13 protein-coding genes are annotated in these 17,095 nt (G+C 49.7%); 10 read left to right on the plus strand and 3 right to left on the minus strand.

Annotated elements, in window-relative coordinates; translation table 11 throughout:
• Positions 1–13 precede the first annotated feature (13 nt).
• The 4 genes from sufB to H70357_RS09945 all read left to right on the plus strand — a co-directional run bounded on the left by sufB (position 14) and on the right by H70357_RS09945 (position 6,238).
• Entirely contained in the window at positions 14–1,411 is a 1,398-nt protein-coding gene (gene sufB / locus H70357_RS09930) for a Fe-S cluster assembly protein SufB (RefSeq protein ID WP_038588545.1), read from the plus strand.
• 155 nt (positions 1,412–1,566) lie between these two features.
• A complete protein-coding gene (locus H70357_RS09935; RefSeq protein WP_038588548.1) occupies positions 1,567–2,115 on the plus strand; it encodes a dihydrofolate reductase family protein in 549 nt (182 codons plus the stop codon).
• A gap of 498 nt (positions 2,116–2,613) precedes the next feature.
• Entirely contained in the window at positions 2,614–4,389 is a 1,776-nt protein-coding gene (locus H70357_RS09940; RefSeq protein ID WP_038588551.1) for an ABC transporter ATP-binding protein, read from the plus strand.
• Complete coding sequence (locus H70357_RS09945; RefSeq protein WP_038588554.1) at positions 4,379–6,238, plus strand: ABC transporter ATP-binding protein; 1,860 nt, start codon at positions 4,379–4,381, stop codon at positions 6,236–6,238. The genes H70357_RS09940 and H70357_RS09945 overlap by 11 nt, the downstream gene beginning before the upstream one ends.
• 93 nt (positions 6,239–6,331) lie before the next feature.
• On the opposite strand, the gene H70357_RS09950 is transcribed toward H70357_RS09945, so the two are convergent.
• Positions 6,332–6,580, minus strand: a complete 249-nt coding sequence (locus H70357_RS09950) for a DUF7667 family protein (RefSeq protein ID WP_038588555.1) — start codon at positions 6,578–6,580, stop codon at positions 6,332–6,334.
• 300 nt (positions 6,581–6,880) lie between these two features.
• Here H70357_RS09950 and licT point away from each other — a divergent pair, with 300 nt between their 5' ends.
• From licT to H70357_RS09965, 3 genes are all read left to right on the plus strand, one after another.
• A complete protein-coding gene (gene licT, locus H70357_RS09955) occupies positions 6,881–7,726 on the plus strand; it encodes a BglG family transcription antiterminator LicT (RefSeq protein ID WP_038588557.1) in 846 nt (281 codons plus the stop codon).
• A gap of 221 nt (positions 7,727–7,947) precedes the next feature.
• Complete coding sequence (locus tag H70357_RS09960; protein WP_038588559.1) at positions 7,948–9,804, plus strand: beta-glucoside-specific PTS transporter subunit IIABC; 1,857 nt, start codon at positions 7,948–7,950, stop codon at positions 9,802–9,804.
• Positions 9,805–9,822: 18 nt separating this feature from the next.
• Positions 9,823–11,280 carry a glycoside hydrolase family 1 protein gene (locus tag H70357_RS09965; protein WP_038588561.1) on the plus strand — a complete coding sequence of 486 codons (1,458 nt, stop codon included), beginning with the start codon at positions 9,823–9,825 and terminating at the stop codon, positions 11,278–11,280.
• Between the two features lie 128 nt (positions 11,281–11,408).
• Here H70357_RS09965 and H70357_RS09970 read toward each other — a convergent pair whose 3' ends face one another.
• Both H70357_RS09970 and H70357_RS09975 read right to left on the minus strand, forming a co-directional pair.
• Complete coding sequence (locus H70357_RS09970) at positions 11,409–12,449, minus strand: HD-GYP domain-containing protein (RefSeq protein ID WP_038588564.1); 1,041 nt, start codon at positions 12,447–12,449, stop codon at positions 11,409–11,411.
• Positions 12,450–12,528: 79 nt separating this feature from the next.
• The gene (locus H70357_RS09975) at positions 12,529–13,242 is read right to left on the minus strand and encodes a molybdenum cofactor biosynthesis protein (protein WP_038588566.1); all 714 of its coding nucleotides are present in this window, start codon (positions 13,240–13,242) and stop codon (positions 12,529–12,531) included.
• 136 nt (positions 13,243–13,378) lie between these two features.
• Between H70357_RS09975 and H70357_RS09980 the strand changes: the two genes are divergently transcribed.
• The 3 genes from H70357_RS09980 (at position 13,379) to H70357_RS09990 (ending at position 16,990) form a co-directional block, all read left to right on the plus strand.
• Positions 13,379–14,830: a bifunctional metallophosphatase/5'-nucleotidase gene (locus H70357_RS09980; protein WP_038588569.1), complete on the plus strand. Its 1,452-nt coding sequence runs from the start codon at positions 13,379–13,381 to the stop codon at positions 14,828–14,830.
• A 79-nt stretch (positions 14,831–14,909) separates the two neighbouring features.
• Entirely contained in the window at positions 14,910–15,737 is an 828-nt protein-coding gene (locus H70357_RS09985) for an undecaprenyl-diphosphate phosphatase (protein ID WP_038588572.1), read from the plus strand.
• A gap of 149 nt (positions 15,738–15,886) precedes the next feature.
• Positions 15,887–16,990 (plus strand): HD-GYP domain-containing protein, encoded by a 1,104-nt coding sequence (locus H70357_RS09990; protein WP_038588576.1) that lies wholly within the window; start codon positions 15,887–15,889, stop codon positions 16,988–16,990.
• Positions 16,991–17,095: the final 105 nt, after the last annotated feature.

A 17,095-nucleotide genomic window follows, 5' to 3' on the forward strand; every position in this document is an offset into this window, starting at 1 on the left:
GGAGGCTGACACCATGGCTAAGAAAGCGCCTGATATGGAGGAATACCAGTACGGGTTCCGTGATGAGCACAAGTCGATATTTCAGTCTGGTAAAGGACTTACGGCCGAAATTGTGAAGGAAATCTCCGCAATCAAAAACGAGCCGGAATGGATGCTGAACTTCCGCCTGAAAGCTCTGGAGCAATTCCGCAAGATGCCGATGCCTCAGTGGGGCGGCAACATGGATGATCTGGATTTCGAAGACATTCAGTACTATGTAAGACCTTCCGAGAAGCAAGGAAAAACTTGGGAGGAAGTTCCTTCCGAGATTAAAGAAACCTTCGATAAGCTGGGTATTCCGGAAGCGGAGCAGAAGTTCCTCGCCGGTGTATCAGCACAATATGAATCTGAGGTTGTTTATCACAGCATGCAGAAGAGCCTTGAAGACCAAGGGGTTATCTTCACCGATACCGATACTGCGCTGCGTGAGCATCCCGAGCTGTTAAAGAAATTCTTCGGCACGATCATTCCGCCGACAGACAATAAGTTTGCTGCACTGAACAGTGCCGTGTGGTCGGGGGGCAGCTTTATCTATGTTCCGAAGGGTGTGAAATGCGAAGTACCTCTGCAGGCTTACTTCCGTATCAACTCCGAGAACATGGGTCAGTTCGAGCGTACGCTGATCCTCGCGGATGAGGACAGCTTCGTGCATTACGTGGAAGGCTGTACCGCACCAATCTACAGCACTAATTCCCTGCATAGTGCCGTTGTTGAAATTCTGTGTATGAAGAACTCCCGTGTTCGGTATACTACTATTCAGAACTGGGCACCAAATATCTACAATCTCGTAACCAAACGTGCGGTTGCTGAAGAGAATGCTACCATGGAATGGGTGGACGGCAACATTGGTTCCAAGCTGACAATGAAGTATCCTGCGGTTGTGTTAAAAGGCCGGGGAGCCAAAGGTTCCGTATTGTCGATTGCAGTGGCAGGCAAAGGCCAGCACCAGGATGCAGGCGCCAAGATGATCCACTTGGCACCGGACACGACTTCGACGATCGTATCCAAATCGATCAGCAAGCACGGCGGCAAGGTAACTTACCGCGGACTCGCTTCCTTCGGCCGTCAGGCGGAAGGCGCGAAATCGAATATCAAATGTGATACGCTCATTCTGGATAACCAGTCCACTTCGGACACGATTCCATATAATGAGATCATGAACGATAATATCGTGCTGGAGCATGAAGCGACGGTATCCAAGGTTTCCGAGGAGCAGCTGTTCTATCTGATGAGCCGCGGTCTCACAGAAGCCGAAGCCACACAGATGATCGTCATGGGCTTCATCGAGCCGTTCACCAAAGAACTGCCGATGGAATATGCGGTCGAAATGAACCGTCTCATCAAGTTCGAGATGGAAGGAAGTATCGGATAACCTTGCTGTACTAAGGTTTTCCACCTTCCTACAATTTAAATTAATATTTATAGTTGTCACCATAAAGTGTGTCCGCAGCAGCCCTGATGTTCTCATCTTTCAGGCCTGCCGGGCACATATTTTGCTTTTGCCCACTACGTATTCAGGAGGCCCACATGAGAAACTTGATCGTGTCTGAATTTTTAACTGTTGACGGTGTAATGGAGGACCCGCAGTGGACCTTTCAATACAGCTCGGATGAGCAGGATCAGTTTAAATTCGCGGAGTTAAAAGCTGCCGATGCGCTGCTGCTGGGGCGCGTAACCTATGAAGGCTTTGCGGCTGCCTGGCCTAATATGCTGGAGCAGACCGGGGAATACGGCGAGATGATGAATGGTTATGCCAAACATGTAGTCTCCACAACCCTGACAGAAGCCGGGTGGAACAATTCATCTGTGATCAAGAATAATTTGGTAGAAGAAATCACGAAGCTGAAAGAGCAGCCCGGCAGAGACATTCTCGTGTTTGGCAGCTGCACGCTTGTGCAGTCCCTGATCTCGCTGGGTCTAGTGGATGAGTACCGGTTAATGGTTTTTCCGGTAGTGCTGGGCAAGGGCAAACGTCTCTTTGGAGATGGGCTGGAGAAGCAGGGTTTTGAGCTGGTGCAGACTAAGCGGTTCTCCTCCGGTGTGGCAGTAGTCTGCTACCGGCCTGCAAAGAACTAAGAGCTGTACAGCAGAGGAAACAACAAAATGCAATGCAAAAACGCTACCGCTGGAACATGAACCTCATGTTTTGGCGGTTGCGTTTTTTTTGTTGTAACAAGCTTAACGGAAATGGATGAAATATGCATAAAAATACACCCTGAATCTTGTGTTTGCTTAATTGAACAGTATTTGCGAGGAAATGGAAGCAATTAAAGCTATAGGTGGCCTTTTATTATCATATAGGCCACCTTTATTCGGGAAAAACGTGGAAAACGGCGTATTCTACCCTTTGCCGCATTAAAATATGGGTGATAAACTGCTTAAAGTCCCTAAAATGGAAGCGCTAAAAAAGCTGGCTTGCGATGTGAGATTTGCATCGCAAGCCAAATGTATCTTACGGGGCAGGCGCCGCCCAGTAGGAACAAGTTCATGCTTACGAAGTAAGCTTTACTTCGTAAAGCCAAGTTCATGCTTACGAAGTAAGCTTTACTTCGTAAAGCTTTAAGGAGGAGAGATATGGATGTTCTCAGGCAACTGCGGGGCTTTTATCGGGAGAAGCTGCACTATCTGATTCTGTCGATTTTATGCTTGGCTGCCGCAACTGCAGTGGGGCTTATTACCCCGAATTTGCTACGAAGGTTAATTGATGATGTGATTGTTCCCCTGAAGTTTACTGAGGTGCCCGTACTCGCTCTATCTGTACTGGCCGTGGTAATCGTCAAAGCTTGCCTGCAGTTTGCGCATGGTTTTTTTGGAGGACGGCTAGGTAATTTTCTGGCCTACCGGCTGCGCAATGCCTGCTATGAGAAACTGCAATTTCTGTCTTTCCGCTACTATGATACGGCAAAGACTGGCGACCTGATGTCCCGGCTGACCGGGGACCTTGAAGCGATCCGGAATTTCATCGGCTTCGGCTTCGCCCAATTGCTGAATGTATTTTTTATGGTGCTGTTTGGGTCTATTATGATGTTCACGATCAACTGGCAGCTTACGCTCGTCACACTGATCACTATGCCTTTTCTGGCTGCAGTAGCACTCAGATTCGAATCGAAAATTCATCCGGCCTTTCAGGAGATGCGGCTTGCCCTCAGCTCTCTGACCACGGCTGTTCAGGAGAATATTACAGGTGTACGGACGGTCAAATCGTTTGCCAGAGAGGCTTATGAAGTTGAGAAATTTTCGCACCGTAATGAACGTTATAAGGATAACCAGATTTTTGCCGCCGAGCTGTGGAGCAAATTTTTCCCGGTCATGGAGCTTCTGGCCTCCGTCAGTATAGCCATTCTGCTCGGTGTCGGCGGAACGCTGGTCATCAAGGGCCGCATGTCACTGGGGGAACTGGTCGCCTTCTTCAGTCTGATCTGGTATATTATCGGTCCGGTCTGGGGTCTTGGCTTCCATATCAACAACTATACGCAATCCAAAGCTTCGGGAGAACGTGTACTTGAAGTCCTTAACCAGCAGATTGATGTAAAGGATAAGGAGAATGCCCGCGAGCTTGTATCCTCCGAGGTACGGGGCGAGGTCATTTTCGACCATGTTACATTTGCGTACGGGAATAAAATGCCGGCTGTAAAGGACATTCATTTCGAAGCGAAGCCGGGTGCGGTTATCGGGTTCCTTGGCGGTACCGGCTCCGGCAAATCGACGATTACCCAGTTGATGATGCGCGCCTATGACGTAAATAAAGGAAGCATTACACTGGATGGCGTGGATATCCGGGAATACAATATTCGCAGCCTGCGTTCGCAGATTTCGACAGTGTTTCAGGAGACGTTCCTGTTCTCGTCCTCTATCCGCAATAATATCTCTTACGGTCTCAAAAATGTGAGCATGGAGGAAATCATCCGGGCGGCACAGCTTGCCAAAGCGCATGATTTTATCATGGAGATGCCTGATGGATATGACACGGTAGTCGGAGAGCGGGGAATGGGGCTTTCGGGCGGACAGAAGCAGCGGATCGCTATCGCCCGTGCCTTGCTTAAGAATCCGCGTATCCTCATACTGGATGATGCCACGAGCGCCGTGGATATGGAGACGGAACATGAGATCCAGACCGGCTTCCAGGAGGTTATGCGCGGACGGACCACGCTGATCATTGCCCACCGGATTTCCTCTCTGCGTCATGCCGACCAGATCATCGTGATGGATGAAGGACGGATGGTTCAAAAGGGAACGCATGCGGAGCTGATTGAAGTTCCCGGCCCGTATCAGGATGTGTACCGGATTCAATACGCCGATTATCTGGCCCGGAATTCGGTGAGAGGGGAGGGGATTCAGCATGAAGCTTGAAGCCAAACAAGCCACAGCGGCTAGTACAAAGCACAATAAAACCGAGGAACAGACGCTTGAGGAACGTTTTGTATACAAGGATGATGACCAGATCGACAAATCCTTTGACTGGAAGCAGTTCACGAGGTTGTTCGGATATATGAAGCCTTACGCGAAGCAGATGCTTCCGCTCGTCTCTGCTCTGATGGTTCTTGGCACAGTCACGAAGCTTACGGTCCCTTTTCTGACCAGTATGGCTATTGACAAGGCAATTGCCCCGAAAGAGGGGAACCCCAGCTTAACGTTACTGTACACACTTACGGTAAGTGTAATTGTACTGTACCTGATCCAGTGGATCGCAGGGGTGTACCGGATCAAATATACTAATGTTATAGGCCAACGAGTTATTTATGATTTGCGCTCGGACCTGTTCCGGCATATCCAGAAGCTATCTTTTAACTTTTTCGATAAACGCCCGGCCGGCTCGGTACTGGTACGGGTAACGAATGATATTAACTCCCTGCAGGATCTGTTCACCAACGGGGTCGTGAATTTAATGATCGACTGTGTGCAGCTGGTCGGCATTACTGTGATTCTGCTGCTGATCAACTGGAAACTGGGGCTTGCCGTGATGGTTACGGTGCCGGTTATGTTCCTGGTTTCAACCAAGCTGCGGCAGAAGATCCGGATTGCCTGGCAGGATGTGCGGATGAAGAACTCGCGGATCAATTCACATTTGAATGAGTCGATCCAAGGTATCCGGGTAACTCAGGCCTACACACAGGAACAGGAAAATATGCATTACTTTGACGCGATGAACATGGATAGCCGGAAATCGTGGAACAAGGCTTCAGCGATGAACCAGGCTTTTGGCCCGATTATTGAAATAACAGGCGGGTTCGGCACCATGATCCTGTTCTGGTTGGGGGCATACTTGATCCAATCCGGAGAGCTGACCGTCGGTTACCTGGTGGCATTCAGTACGTATGTGAGCAACTTCTGGGACCCGATCAACCGCTTGGGCCAGATGTACAATCAACTGCTTGTAGCTATGGCGTCTTCAGAACGGATCTTTGAGTATCTGGATGAGCAGCCTTCGGTTCAGGATAAACCGGGGGCAACACCACTGCCGAAGATTCAAGGGGATATCCGTTTTAACAAGGTCATCTTCGAATATGAAAAGGGCCGTGCGGCGCTGAAGGGTATTGATCTGGACGTCAAGGCCGGCCAGTCGATTGCGCTTGTGGGCCACACGGGCTCCGGTAAAAGTACGATCATTAACCTGATCGGCCGGTTCTATGACATTAAGAGCGGCGATATTACCATCGACGGCAAGGATGTCCGTGAGGTTACCCTGCAGAGTCTCCGGGAGCAGATAGGTATCGTACTGCAGGATACGTTTATCTTCTCAGGAACGATCCGCGACAACATCCGTTTCGGGCGGCTGGATGCCACCGACAAGGAGGTTGAAGAGGTCGCAAAGGCAGTGGATGCCCATGACTTCATCATGAAACTGCCCGGCGGTTACGAAACCGAGGTGGAGGAGCGGGGGAGTGCGCTGTCCATGGGCCAGCGTCAGCTGCTTTCCTTTGCCCGGGCACTCCTGGCCGATCCGCGTATTCTGATCCTGGATGAAGCTACGGCGAGTATTGATACCGAGACGGAGATCAAAATTCAGGAAGCGCTGAAGATTCTGCTGCAGGGCCGCACCTCCTTTATCGTGGCCCACCGTCTGTCAACGATCCGCCACGCCGATAAAATTATCGTGCTGGATCACGGAGAGATTAAGGAAGAAGGCAATCATGCCGAGCTTACCGCCAGAGATGGCATTTATAACGGTTTAATCGAAGCGCAGTTCCGCTTCTTATAGAAGTAAGAGCAGCCCCATCCGGCATGAGAATTGCTGGAGTCGCTGCTCTTTTTTTAGATTATCCTATTTACAATAGCGGATAAGAAGGGATGCCTAGTGGCGTCGTTTCCCAACTTTGCCGGAAATACGCACTTCAAACATCTGTGCGCTGATCTCCTGCTGCCATTCGGTGTCCTCTGTATGCGCAGCAAGAACAGCCTCATGGGTCAGCCTTGCCATCTCCCAGCAATACATGGTGTTCACCTGCAGGCAATGACGCTGCTCGGCTTCTTCGGCCGCCGTTAGCGGGCGCCTGCAGCTTACAGTATAAAGCTCTGCTAGACGCTGATGAACCGGTAGCATAGGTATTCCTCCTCAAAGGTTGTGAGCAGTTCGCAAACAACTTCAATCACTGCCTCTTTTTAAGCCTCGCCATGCGGTGGTTAATCCAAACCATGCAGAATCACCGGGAATAATAAAATTTTGACAAAAGAACAAAAAATCTTGAAATCGCTTTTTTTTGTGCTACAATAACAGTAATACAGGATTGTGACCGGTAAGGCGGGCAATGCCTAAGTTGATGCGAGTATCATTTTTTTAATGATATTGGGATCAGCTTAGGCTTTTTTTGTACAAACTATATGTCGGGGGGGTGATCAACAGATGATTATAGAGAAGATACTTAATAACAATGTGCTCTTAACCAAGAACCAGAAAGGCAAGGAAGTCATTGTGATGGGCAGGGGGATTTCCTTCAAAAAAGTAGCCGGCGACTATGTAGATCCGGAAAAGGTCGATAAAATCTTTTTGCTGAACGAAAATCAATTCACGGCCAGACTGACTGAACTTCTGAATGACATTCCGGTGGCTCATCTGGAATTAGCCAATGAAATTGTCACCTATGCGAATGGAGTTCTTGGTACAGAGCTTAGCGACAATCTCTATCTGACCCTGACAGATCATATCCATTTTGCTGTCCAACGTTTTGAAAAGGGGATTGCACTGAAAAATGCGATGCTGTTTGAAATTAAACGTTTCTATAAGAAGGAATTCTCCATTGGGATGGATGCACTGAAGATCATTGAAAGGGCTACCGGACTTTCGCTGGGCGAGGATGAAGCCGGGTTTATCGCGCTGCATCTGGTAAATGCCAGAATGGACGGCAGTGAAATGAAGTCGACGATCAAGATGACGGAAATTGTCCAGAACATTCTGAATATCGTCACTTACCACTATAAGGTCGTTCTGGACGAGAGCTCACTGAATTATTCGCGGTTCCTTACACATTTGCAATATTTCTCCATGCGGGTATTGAAGAAGGAGAGTAGCAGCAGCGGTGAGGATTTTTTGTACAATCAGCTTAAGCAGACTTATGTGAAGGCGTTTGAATGCGCCAACAAAATCAATGATTATCTGGAAAAGGCCTATAACCAAAGCTTAAGCAAGGATGAATACGTATATCTGACCATCCATATCCAGCGGGTAACGGAACGCAACAATCTGGAGTAAAGCTTGGGTTGAAAGTGAAAATAAAATAGTGATCATCTGACAGGGTGTTACTGGTAAGGCAGGCAAAACCTGAACTGATGGCAAAATGGGCGTGTGATGACGTTTCCTTTTTGCTGTGAGTTCAGGTTTTTCTTGTTTGCAGGAGTATAAGGTCAACAGCTGGCACAACCTATACTTGCTGCAACGATCTATATTCTAAAGCTGTAAAGGAGCAAACTAATATGAGCAGCAAAGACTTGTCCAAACAGATTATTACGCTTGTAGGCGGCGAAGACAATGTGAATTCTGTGTTCCACTGCGCCACAAGATTAAGATTTAAGCTGAAGGATTCGAGGAAGGCAGATAAAGCGGCATTGGAGAAAACTCCAGGTGTTATCACTGTGGTGGAGAACAGCGGCCAGTTTCAGGTAGTCATAGGCAACAATGTAAGCCAGGTGTTCGAGCAGATTATGAAGGAAACCTCACTCCAGGATGCCGAAAAATCCGGCAAAGCCGATGAGTCTTCAGAGAGTACCAGTATTCTGGGCAAAGCCGTCGATATCATTTCCAGTATCTTTTCCCCGATTCTCGGGGCACTGGCAGGGGCAGGGATCCTCAAAGGGCTGCTCGCCTTAATTTTATCTCTGGAGTGGATTAATGCAGCCAGCGGGACCTATTTGGTTCTGAATGCGGCTTCGGACAGCGTATTCTACTTCCTGCCGGTATTTCTGGCAGTTACGGCTGCGCGCAAGTTCAAGGCTAATCAATTTGTCTCCATTGCTGTAGCAGGCGCTTTAGTCTATCCGGCAGTGATAACCGCAGTCAGCGCGCCGGACCCGCTCAGCTTCTTGGGAATACCGGTTGTACTGATCAACTATTCATCCAGTGTCATTCCGATCATTCTGGCGGTCTGGGTACAGTCCTATATAGAGAAGTGGTTCCGCTCGTTCATCCATGAATCGGTTAGAAATATTCTGGTTCCGATGTTCGCACTGCTTATCGTTATTCCGCTGACCTTCCTGGCCTTCGGTCCTGTAGGCTCATTGATCAGTGATGGGCTGGCTTCCGGCTACACCTGGCTCTACAATTTAAGTCCATTGGTTGCCGGTGCCATTGCCGGAGCGTTCTGGCAGGTGTTCGTAATCTTTGGTGTACACTGGGGTTTCGTGCCGGTTATGCTTAGCAATATTGCCACATTGGGCTACGACACTATGCTGCCTATCCTTACTGCTGCAGTCTTGTCACAAGCGGGTGCGGTATTCGGCGTGTTCCTGAAATCAAAGAATCCGCAGCTAAAAGCTTTGTCCGGCTCCTCAACACTGGCTGCCGTGTTCGGGATCACCGAGCCGACGATCTACGGCGTCACCTTGAAGCTGAAGAAACCGTTCATCTATGCCTGCATCTCCGGAGCCATCGGTGGTGCGATCATCGCTATCGGCGGAGCCAAAGCAATAAGCTTCTCCTTACCGGGCCTGTTGGCTCTGCCGACCTATTTTGGCGACGGATTCTCCTGGGTTGTCATCGGTATCGTTGTTGCTTTTGTATTAGCGGTTATTCTGGTGTATATGTTCGGATTCGATGATCCTGCAGTACCTGCTGAGGAGGCTCCCGGGCCTGTTGCCGCATCGTCACCCTCGCAGATTGACAAGGAGACGGTGGTCAGCCCGCTGACAGGAACGCTTATGCCGCTGGAAGCTTTGCCGGACGAAGCTTTTGCCTCCGGAGCCATGGGCCAGGGGATCGTGATTGAACCGGATTCAGGCCGGCTGACCTCTCCAGTGAAAGGAACCGTAACAACTGTATTCCCGACAGGCCATGCGATTGGCATTACCTCTGAGAGCGGCGCCGAGCTGCTGATTCATGTCGGGGTCAATACCGTGAAGCTCAAGGGAAAACATTTTGACAAACGGGTACAAGAGGGAGATCAGGTCGAGCAGGGCCAACTGCTGCTGGAATTCGATGTAGCAGCGATTCGTGAAGCCGGCTTTGTGACTGCAACACCGGTGATCGTGACCAACTCTGCAAATTATCTGGATGTGCTTAAGACTACTGCAGCCAAAGTACAAAATGGCGACCTGCTGTTGACCATTATCAATTAGAAAAGAGGAGATTAAATCATGACAGTGATCAAAAAAGGATTTCCGCAGAACTTCTTATGGGGCGGCGCTACAGCCGCAAATCAGCTGGAGGGGGCATACGATGCCGACGGCAAAGGATTGTCCAGTGCGGACATGGTTGCCTACGTGCCTAAGGCCGAGCGTACAAATGACCATGCTATAGAAATTACCTCCGAGCGGATTGAACAGATTCTGTCCGGGGAATTCAGCGTACGTTTCCCGAAACGTGAAGGGGTGGACTTCTATCACCGTTATAAGGAGGACATTGCCTTGTTCGCCGAAATGGGCTTCAAAGTGTTCCGTCTGTCGATCAACTGGGCGCGCATCTTCCCGAACGGCGATGACGCCGAGCCGAATGAAGCAGGACTGCAATTCTATGATGATGTTTTTGACGAGCTGCATAAATATGGCATCGAGCCGCTTGTAACACTGGCCCATTACGAAACACCACTGGGCTTGACACACAAATATAACGGCTGGGCAGGCCGCGAAGTTATCGCTTGCTTCACCCGTTATGCGGAGACCGTATTCCGGCGCTACAAGGACAAAGTGAAATATTGGATCACATTCAACGAGATCAATATGATGACGCTAAGTCCATTCACAGGCGGCGGCGTTGTAATCGACCGGGCAGAGAACAAGCTGCAGACGATCTACCAGGCGCTGCATCACCAGTTTGTCGCCAGCTCTCTCGCCACCAAGCTGGTGCATGAGATCATCCCGGGTTCGCAGATGGGCTGTATGCTGGCCCGGATGGAAAGCTATGCGAATACCTGCAATCCTGAGGATGTCCTGAAGAATCAGCAGGAGAACCAGATGAATCTCTACTTTACGGATGTGCATGCCCGCGGGGAATATCCGAAGTATATGGAGCGGTTTTTCGAGGAAAACAATGTGGTTATTCATAAAGAGCCGGGTGACGATGAAATTCTGAAACTCCACACCGTTGATTATGTAGCTTTCAGTTATTACATGACGCTGACTGTGTCTGTAAGTCCAGAGGGAGAACGCGCACAGGGCAATCTGTTCGGCGGTGTGAAGAACCCTTACCTGAAGGCTTCGGAATGGGGCTGGCAGATTGATCCCATCGGTTTGCGGATTATGCTGAATACGATGTATGACCGTTATCAGAAACCTTTGTTCATCGTCGAAAATGGTCTTGGCGCGTATGACAAGGTTGAGGAAGACGGCTCTGTCCATGACAGCTACCGTATTGATTACTTAAGACAGCATATTGCTCAAATGAAGGAAGCGGTGCTGGACGGCGTTGAGCTGATCGGATATACCAGCTGGGGCCCGATAGACCTGGTGAGCATGTCCACTTCTGAAATGTCCAAGCGTTACGGATTTATCTACGTTGATCTGGATGACGACGGCAACGGTACCTTGAACCGTTCCAGAAAGGATTCCTTCCACTGGTACAAAAAAGTCATCGCCAGCAATGGTGAGGAATTGTAGGACTCGGGAGTAATAATGTGAGTTGCTTCTCACAAGCAATAATTATGGATCATAAAGAAGAGGTTCCCTCAGCCGTCACTGGCGAAAGGGAACCTCTTCTTGCGTGGGAATATCTAAACCGAAGTGAACTATTCCATATAAATTTCAACCACCGTGATTTTGCGTTCGCGGGACAGGTCAAGGAATATGCCTTCGCTTTGCACAAGCGGACGGAAAACATCCAGCGGATTGTTCATGACAATGACACCCATGTCTCCCGTGCTCAGCAGTACGCGTTTACCGATGAAATTAGGCATTAAATGCTGGATAAAGGCTTGTACAGGTCTGCCGTTTAGCTTGCCGAAGCTGAGATTATTGATTTCACGCAGCACAGAGATCAGTTCTTGCTTGGATTGATAAACACGGTGTGTGGTCATTGCACTGTAGATATCAGCTACGGCAGCAATCTGGGCATAAGGGTGGATGTCTGATTTCGTAAGGTTGTTGGGGTACCCGGAGCCGTCTTCACGCTCATGGTGCTGCAGGGCAACCAACGCGGTATGAGGATCGTTCATGGAGCTGCGGATGATTTCGTGACCGTAAATCGTATGTAATTTGACTTGATCGAACTCCTCCGGGGACAGCTTGCCCGGCTTATTCAGAATGGAGGGGGAGATCCGGCATTTTCCGATATCGATCAAGTATCCGGCCCGGCCAATTTCGTAGCACTCTTTCTTGGAATACCCCAGCCATGAGGAGATATAATAAGAAAGCATGCCCACCTGAAGTGAATGGTTATAAGTGTAATTATCATCCCGGTTCAGCAGAAGCAGCAGAGAGACTACATCCTTGTGTTTATCCAAGGAGTTCAGTGACGGCTGGAGAATATCGTCCACTACGGTTTGATTAAAGCTCCCTTTGGTTAACGCTTCCATATATACCGATTCAAAGCCTTCAATACTTGTATCAAAGTTGGCAGCTACGGCTTGAATGATGGAGGATCTGCTGGTTGGGACCGGTGTTATGTGTGCCTCCTCGATATCAACATAATCAACGCCATGCTGTATCAGCTTGGCTATCTCCTCGATCTGGAGAGATGATCCTTTAGGTAGTACATGCAGCCCTCTTGAATTAAAAGTGTCCATCCGCAGGCAATCACCCGGTTTAAGATCCATGACGTGTACTTTCAATGAATATGCCACCTTACATTAGCTATTTTTTCCAGCATAGCAACAAAGTCGGGAATATTCAATGGTTTTGAATTACAGGTTAATCTATCTGGTATTTCTGTGCTTTTAGGTCAGAGCCGAGCCACTGTTCTCCTGATTCATTGATGTCCTTTTTCCACACCGGAACGGAGGATTTAAGCTTCTCGATGGCGTAGCGGCTCGCTTCGTAACAGACATCCCTATGCGCCGCTGACACCGCAATAATAACGCTGGCTTCCTTAAGGCCTACGAGTCCTATCCGGTGCGCAATGGCGCAGCGGGCGTTCCAGCGTTCCTGAACCCCCTTGCCGATTTCCTGCAGCTTGCCCAGCGCCATCGGGATGTAAGCCTCATAATGAAGTGCTGTTGTCCGCTGGTCTCCGGTCATCTCACGCGTAGTTCCGACGAAGACTAAGGAAGCTCCATGATCACTGTCAAGGACTTTATCCAGAAGAGCTTCTGCATTCAGCGGCAGATCGGTAATACTGAACAGACCATCTTCGGTCTCGCTCGTTGAGGGTTCGGCTTCTCCTCCGGAAACGGGAGGAATCAGGGCGACTTCGGAGGTTTCGGAGATCTCAGTATCATCAGGAGCGTATTCATGGTCAACAGCTACCAAAGAAACGCTGATCTGTGCCGCCGCATCAGGGTAGGAGGCAGAGAGAAGCTCCTTTAAACGGCCCGCAGTTACGGAGTTATCGTGAATGTGAAAAGACAGGGTAGAAGAGCCGATTACCTCAGCCAGCCCGGCAAACAGACGTATAGTTATATGCATGGTTTATTCACCTCTTAGGTTCTGATAATGATTCAAATATACCATATTAGCCCTGAAAATGTTATGCTAGGTCTTATAAGATGAGACACCTGCGCTACATTCAGAACGGCTAAACAGGTGGGAGGGATAGAAGCTGATGGAATCCGCGCCGCAAAGATTGACCATATTTCATACGAATGATATACATAGCCACTTCGAAATGATGAGTCCGATTGCTGCGCAGATAGAACTTCTAAAGGCTGAGGCAGGCGAAGATCCCGTGTTGCTCGTGGATATCGGGGATCATATGGACCGGGCAGCTGTGGAAACCGAAGGTACTATGGGCCAGGCGAACATTGATATTCTTAACTTGACCGGATACGACGCTGTCACCATCGGTAACAACGAAGGACTGACCTTCTCGCAGGGAGATGCGCAAGAGACATTGTCTGCGATATTTACCGGCTTACAGTGCCCGGTGGTGTGCTGCAATTTCCTGGATTCGTCGACAGGAGAACCTCCTCACTGGATCAAACGCCATACGATTGTAGAGAAGGAAGGCATCAGAATCGGGATTACGGGAGCTACGGCAGCTTTCACTTCCTTCTATTCCTTGATGGGCTGGGATGTCATGGACCCTGAGGAGGCGCTGCGTGAGGAGTGCCGTCTTCTGGCCCCGCAGGTCGACCTTGTCATTATTCTCTCTCACCTTGGCCTGCCTGCAGACCGGGCGCTGGCGGAGAAGCTGGAAGGTGTGCATGCGATCCTCGGCGGACACACGCATCATATGCTGGAAACGCCGCTCCTCATTAACGGGACCGCCGTATGTGGTGCGGGGAAATTCGGCCGCTATGTAGGAAGTCTTGTGTTTGAACGGACAGCGCCTGGAGATTCGTTCAAGTTCTTGAACGGCGGATGCATTGCTGTTGATCCCAATCTGAGCGAGGATGTCATTGCTCCTGCCGTGAAGATGAATTTGCAGCGTGGTCTTGAAGTGCTGGAGGAAACGGTGGCGATCAGTGACCGCGAGCTGCCGCTGGATCAGCAGGGCGAATCACCCTTTGGCAATCTGCTGGCGCAGGCGGTGCGGCGTTTCACAGGCAGTCCGATCTCATTAGTCAATACCGGACAGCTGCTCGGGCCGCTTCCGAAGGGGAATATCACTGCAGGGATGCTTCATGCGCTCTGTCCCTCACCGATTAATCCTTGTACTATCAAGCTTGCCGGCAAAGATATCCGCACGGCGCTTGAACAGAGCCTGTCAGATGAGTTCTGCAATAAGGCAATCTTCGGTTATGGTTTCCGGGGGAACGTGCTGGGAAGCCTGGCTGTGGATGGATTAAAAATCTTGTACGATCCGGCGGTCATGCCTTATGATAACGATATTGCCATTTTTGTCGATGGAGAACCGCTGGAGGAAAGCCGGGAATATGAAGTAGGGACTTTGGACATGTTCACTTTTCGGAGCGGATATGAGAGTATCGCTAACGGGCGTGATACAGTGTATCTGCTGCCACATTTTCTGCGCGATCTGTTACGGATGGAGCTGCAGCGTCCGGAAAGTCTTGAGGAATGTATGCTCGTCCGCTGGGAGAGCAGAGCGACTTAATGTGGCACCACCTACATATGTAAAAATCTAGAGCAACAAGCTGCAACAAGTTTCATATGTTCAAGAACAGGAGGCTAAGATGGATACTATTACAGCAATTATTCTGGCTATTGTAGAGGGGATTACGGAGTTTATTCCGGTTTCATCGACAGGCCACATGATTCTTACCACGAAACTATTAGGCTATAACGAGCAAGAGCCGATAATGAAGACATACGAAATTGTCATTCAGCTCGGTGCGATTCTGGCCATTGCGCTGGTCTACCGCCAGCGGGTTCTGAATTTGCTGGGGATCGGACGCAGCCGTCAAGGCAGAGGCGGTGTGATGCCTGCTTCACGTCTCAATCTGGTGCACATCATTCTCGGAATTGCTCCGGCGCTGGCCGTGGCATTTTTTGCCCGTGACTTTATCAAGGGGCTTTTCGGGGCTACGACGGTGTTATGGGCACTGGTCGCCGGCGGGATTCTAATGATCGTTGCAGAATGGGTGAACAAACGCAAGATCCGTGTAACTGCGCATGAGCTTGATGATCTATCTTACGGGCAGGCGCTGGCTATCGGCATGTATCAGATTATTTCCGTACTCTGGCCCGGCTTCTCCCGCTCCGGATCTACAATCTCAGGCGGTATGCTGAGCGGTGTCAGCTATAAGGCTTCGGCGGATTTTTCCTTCCTCATCGCCATTCCGATTATGTGTGCGGCTTCGGGTTATGAGCTGCTGGATTCGTACAAGTATTTTACAAGTGATACCATCTGGGATTTTGCCATTGGATTCGTAATTTCATTTATAGTCGCTTATGTGGTCGTAATCCTGTTTATGAAGCTGATTCAAAAGATCAGACCGACGCACTTTGCGATCTACCGGTTTATCCTGGCAGCTGTTTTCTGGCTGTTTATTATGCGTTAATCTCCAAAAACTTGGTACCGGCAAGGATGTAACCGTTCATCACAAATTTCTTGCCGGATCGCTCAAGGCAACGGTATAGACACAGCGTGTTGACCCTAGGATTTTGAAACAGAATAGTAATTTACCGTTAAAGGCAGGAGTGAGCCAAGGTGCGTTTAGTATCCGTGAATCGGCTTCAGGCGGGAATGAAGCTGGGTAAAAAAATTTATAATGATGAAGGACTTGTTCTGTTAGCGGACGGAATAGAACTTACGGATGCCTTAATTAAGCGGCTGGCAAGGATCGACATCGGCTATATTTATATAGAGGATGCCATCACGGAAGATATCGTAATTACTGGAATGCTGCATGATGAGACGCGCAATCAGGCGCTGAAGGTCATTAGGAGCCAGTTTCAGGATATGTCCGGTGCTTCCGGCATAACTAAAGGCTTCTATCATCTCGACAAAAAATTCTCCAAGATGATGGACTCCATTCTGGAAGACATGTCATCACTGGAGGACCCGATGATTATGCTGGCGGATATGCATACAGCTGACAACTATCTGTATGTCCATTCGCTTAATGTCTGTCTGTATACGCTGGTGCTTGGAATTGCCCATGGCTACAGCAAAGAGGAGCTGCGGGTAATTGGGCTGGGCTCGCTGCTGCATGACATTGGCAAAACGCAGATTCCGGTCAAAATCATCCAGAAGCCGGGGATGCTCAGCGACGAGGAATTCCGCCATATGCAGGCTCACACTGAAATTGGATACCGGATTCTCAAGGATGAGCCGAATATCCCGCTGCTCGCGGCGCATTGTGCCCTGCAGCATCATGAACGTATCGACGGCTCCGGCTACCCCCGCGGGCTGACCGGTCTGCAAATCCATGAATATGCCAAGTGGCTGGGGATAGCCGATTCCTACGATGCCATGACCTCGAACCGGATCTATAAAAAAGCGATGCTGCCGCATCAGGCGGTAGAGGCGCTGTATGTCGGATCAGGGACATTGTATGAGCAAAACCAGCTGGAGCTGTTCAGAGACCGTGTAGCGATCTACCCGCTTGGGCTCACAGTGAAGCTGAGCACCGGTGAGAGCGGCGTCGTGGTCAAAATTGATCCCAGTATCCCCCACAGGCCGGTTGTGCGGGTATTTGCCGGCCCCGAAGGTGAGACGGTTATTCCCTTTGAACGGGATCTTGGCAGAGCACTTTCCGTTGTGATCGTCGGCGTGTCAGATGAGGATCAATCTATGGTGAAGGTGACCTAATTGATGTTGGCGGCAGGGAGATATCTATTCGGCTCCCCTGCCGTTTCGCAGCGAGGGAAGAAAGCAGGGTACGCAGCGGTGCGGCCTGCTTTCTTCCCCGCTGTT

Origin of the sequence: Paenibacillus sp. FSL H7-0357 (assembly GCF_000758525.1) — a bacterium.
GTDB lineage: Bacteria > Bacillota > Bacilli > Paenibacillales > Paenibacillaceae > Paenibacillus_AQ.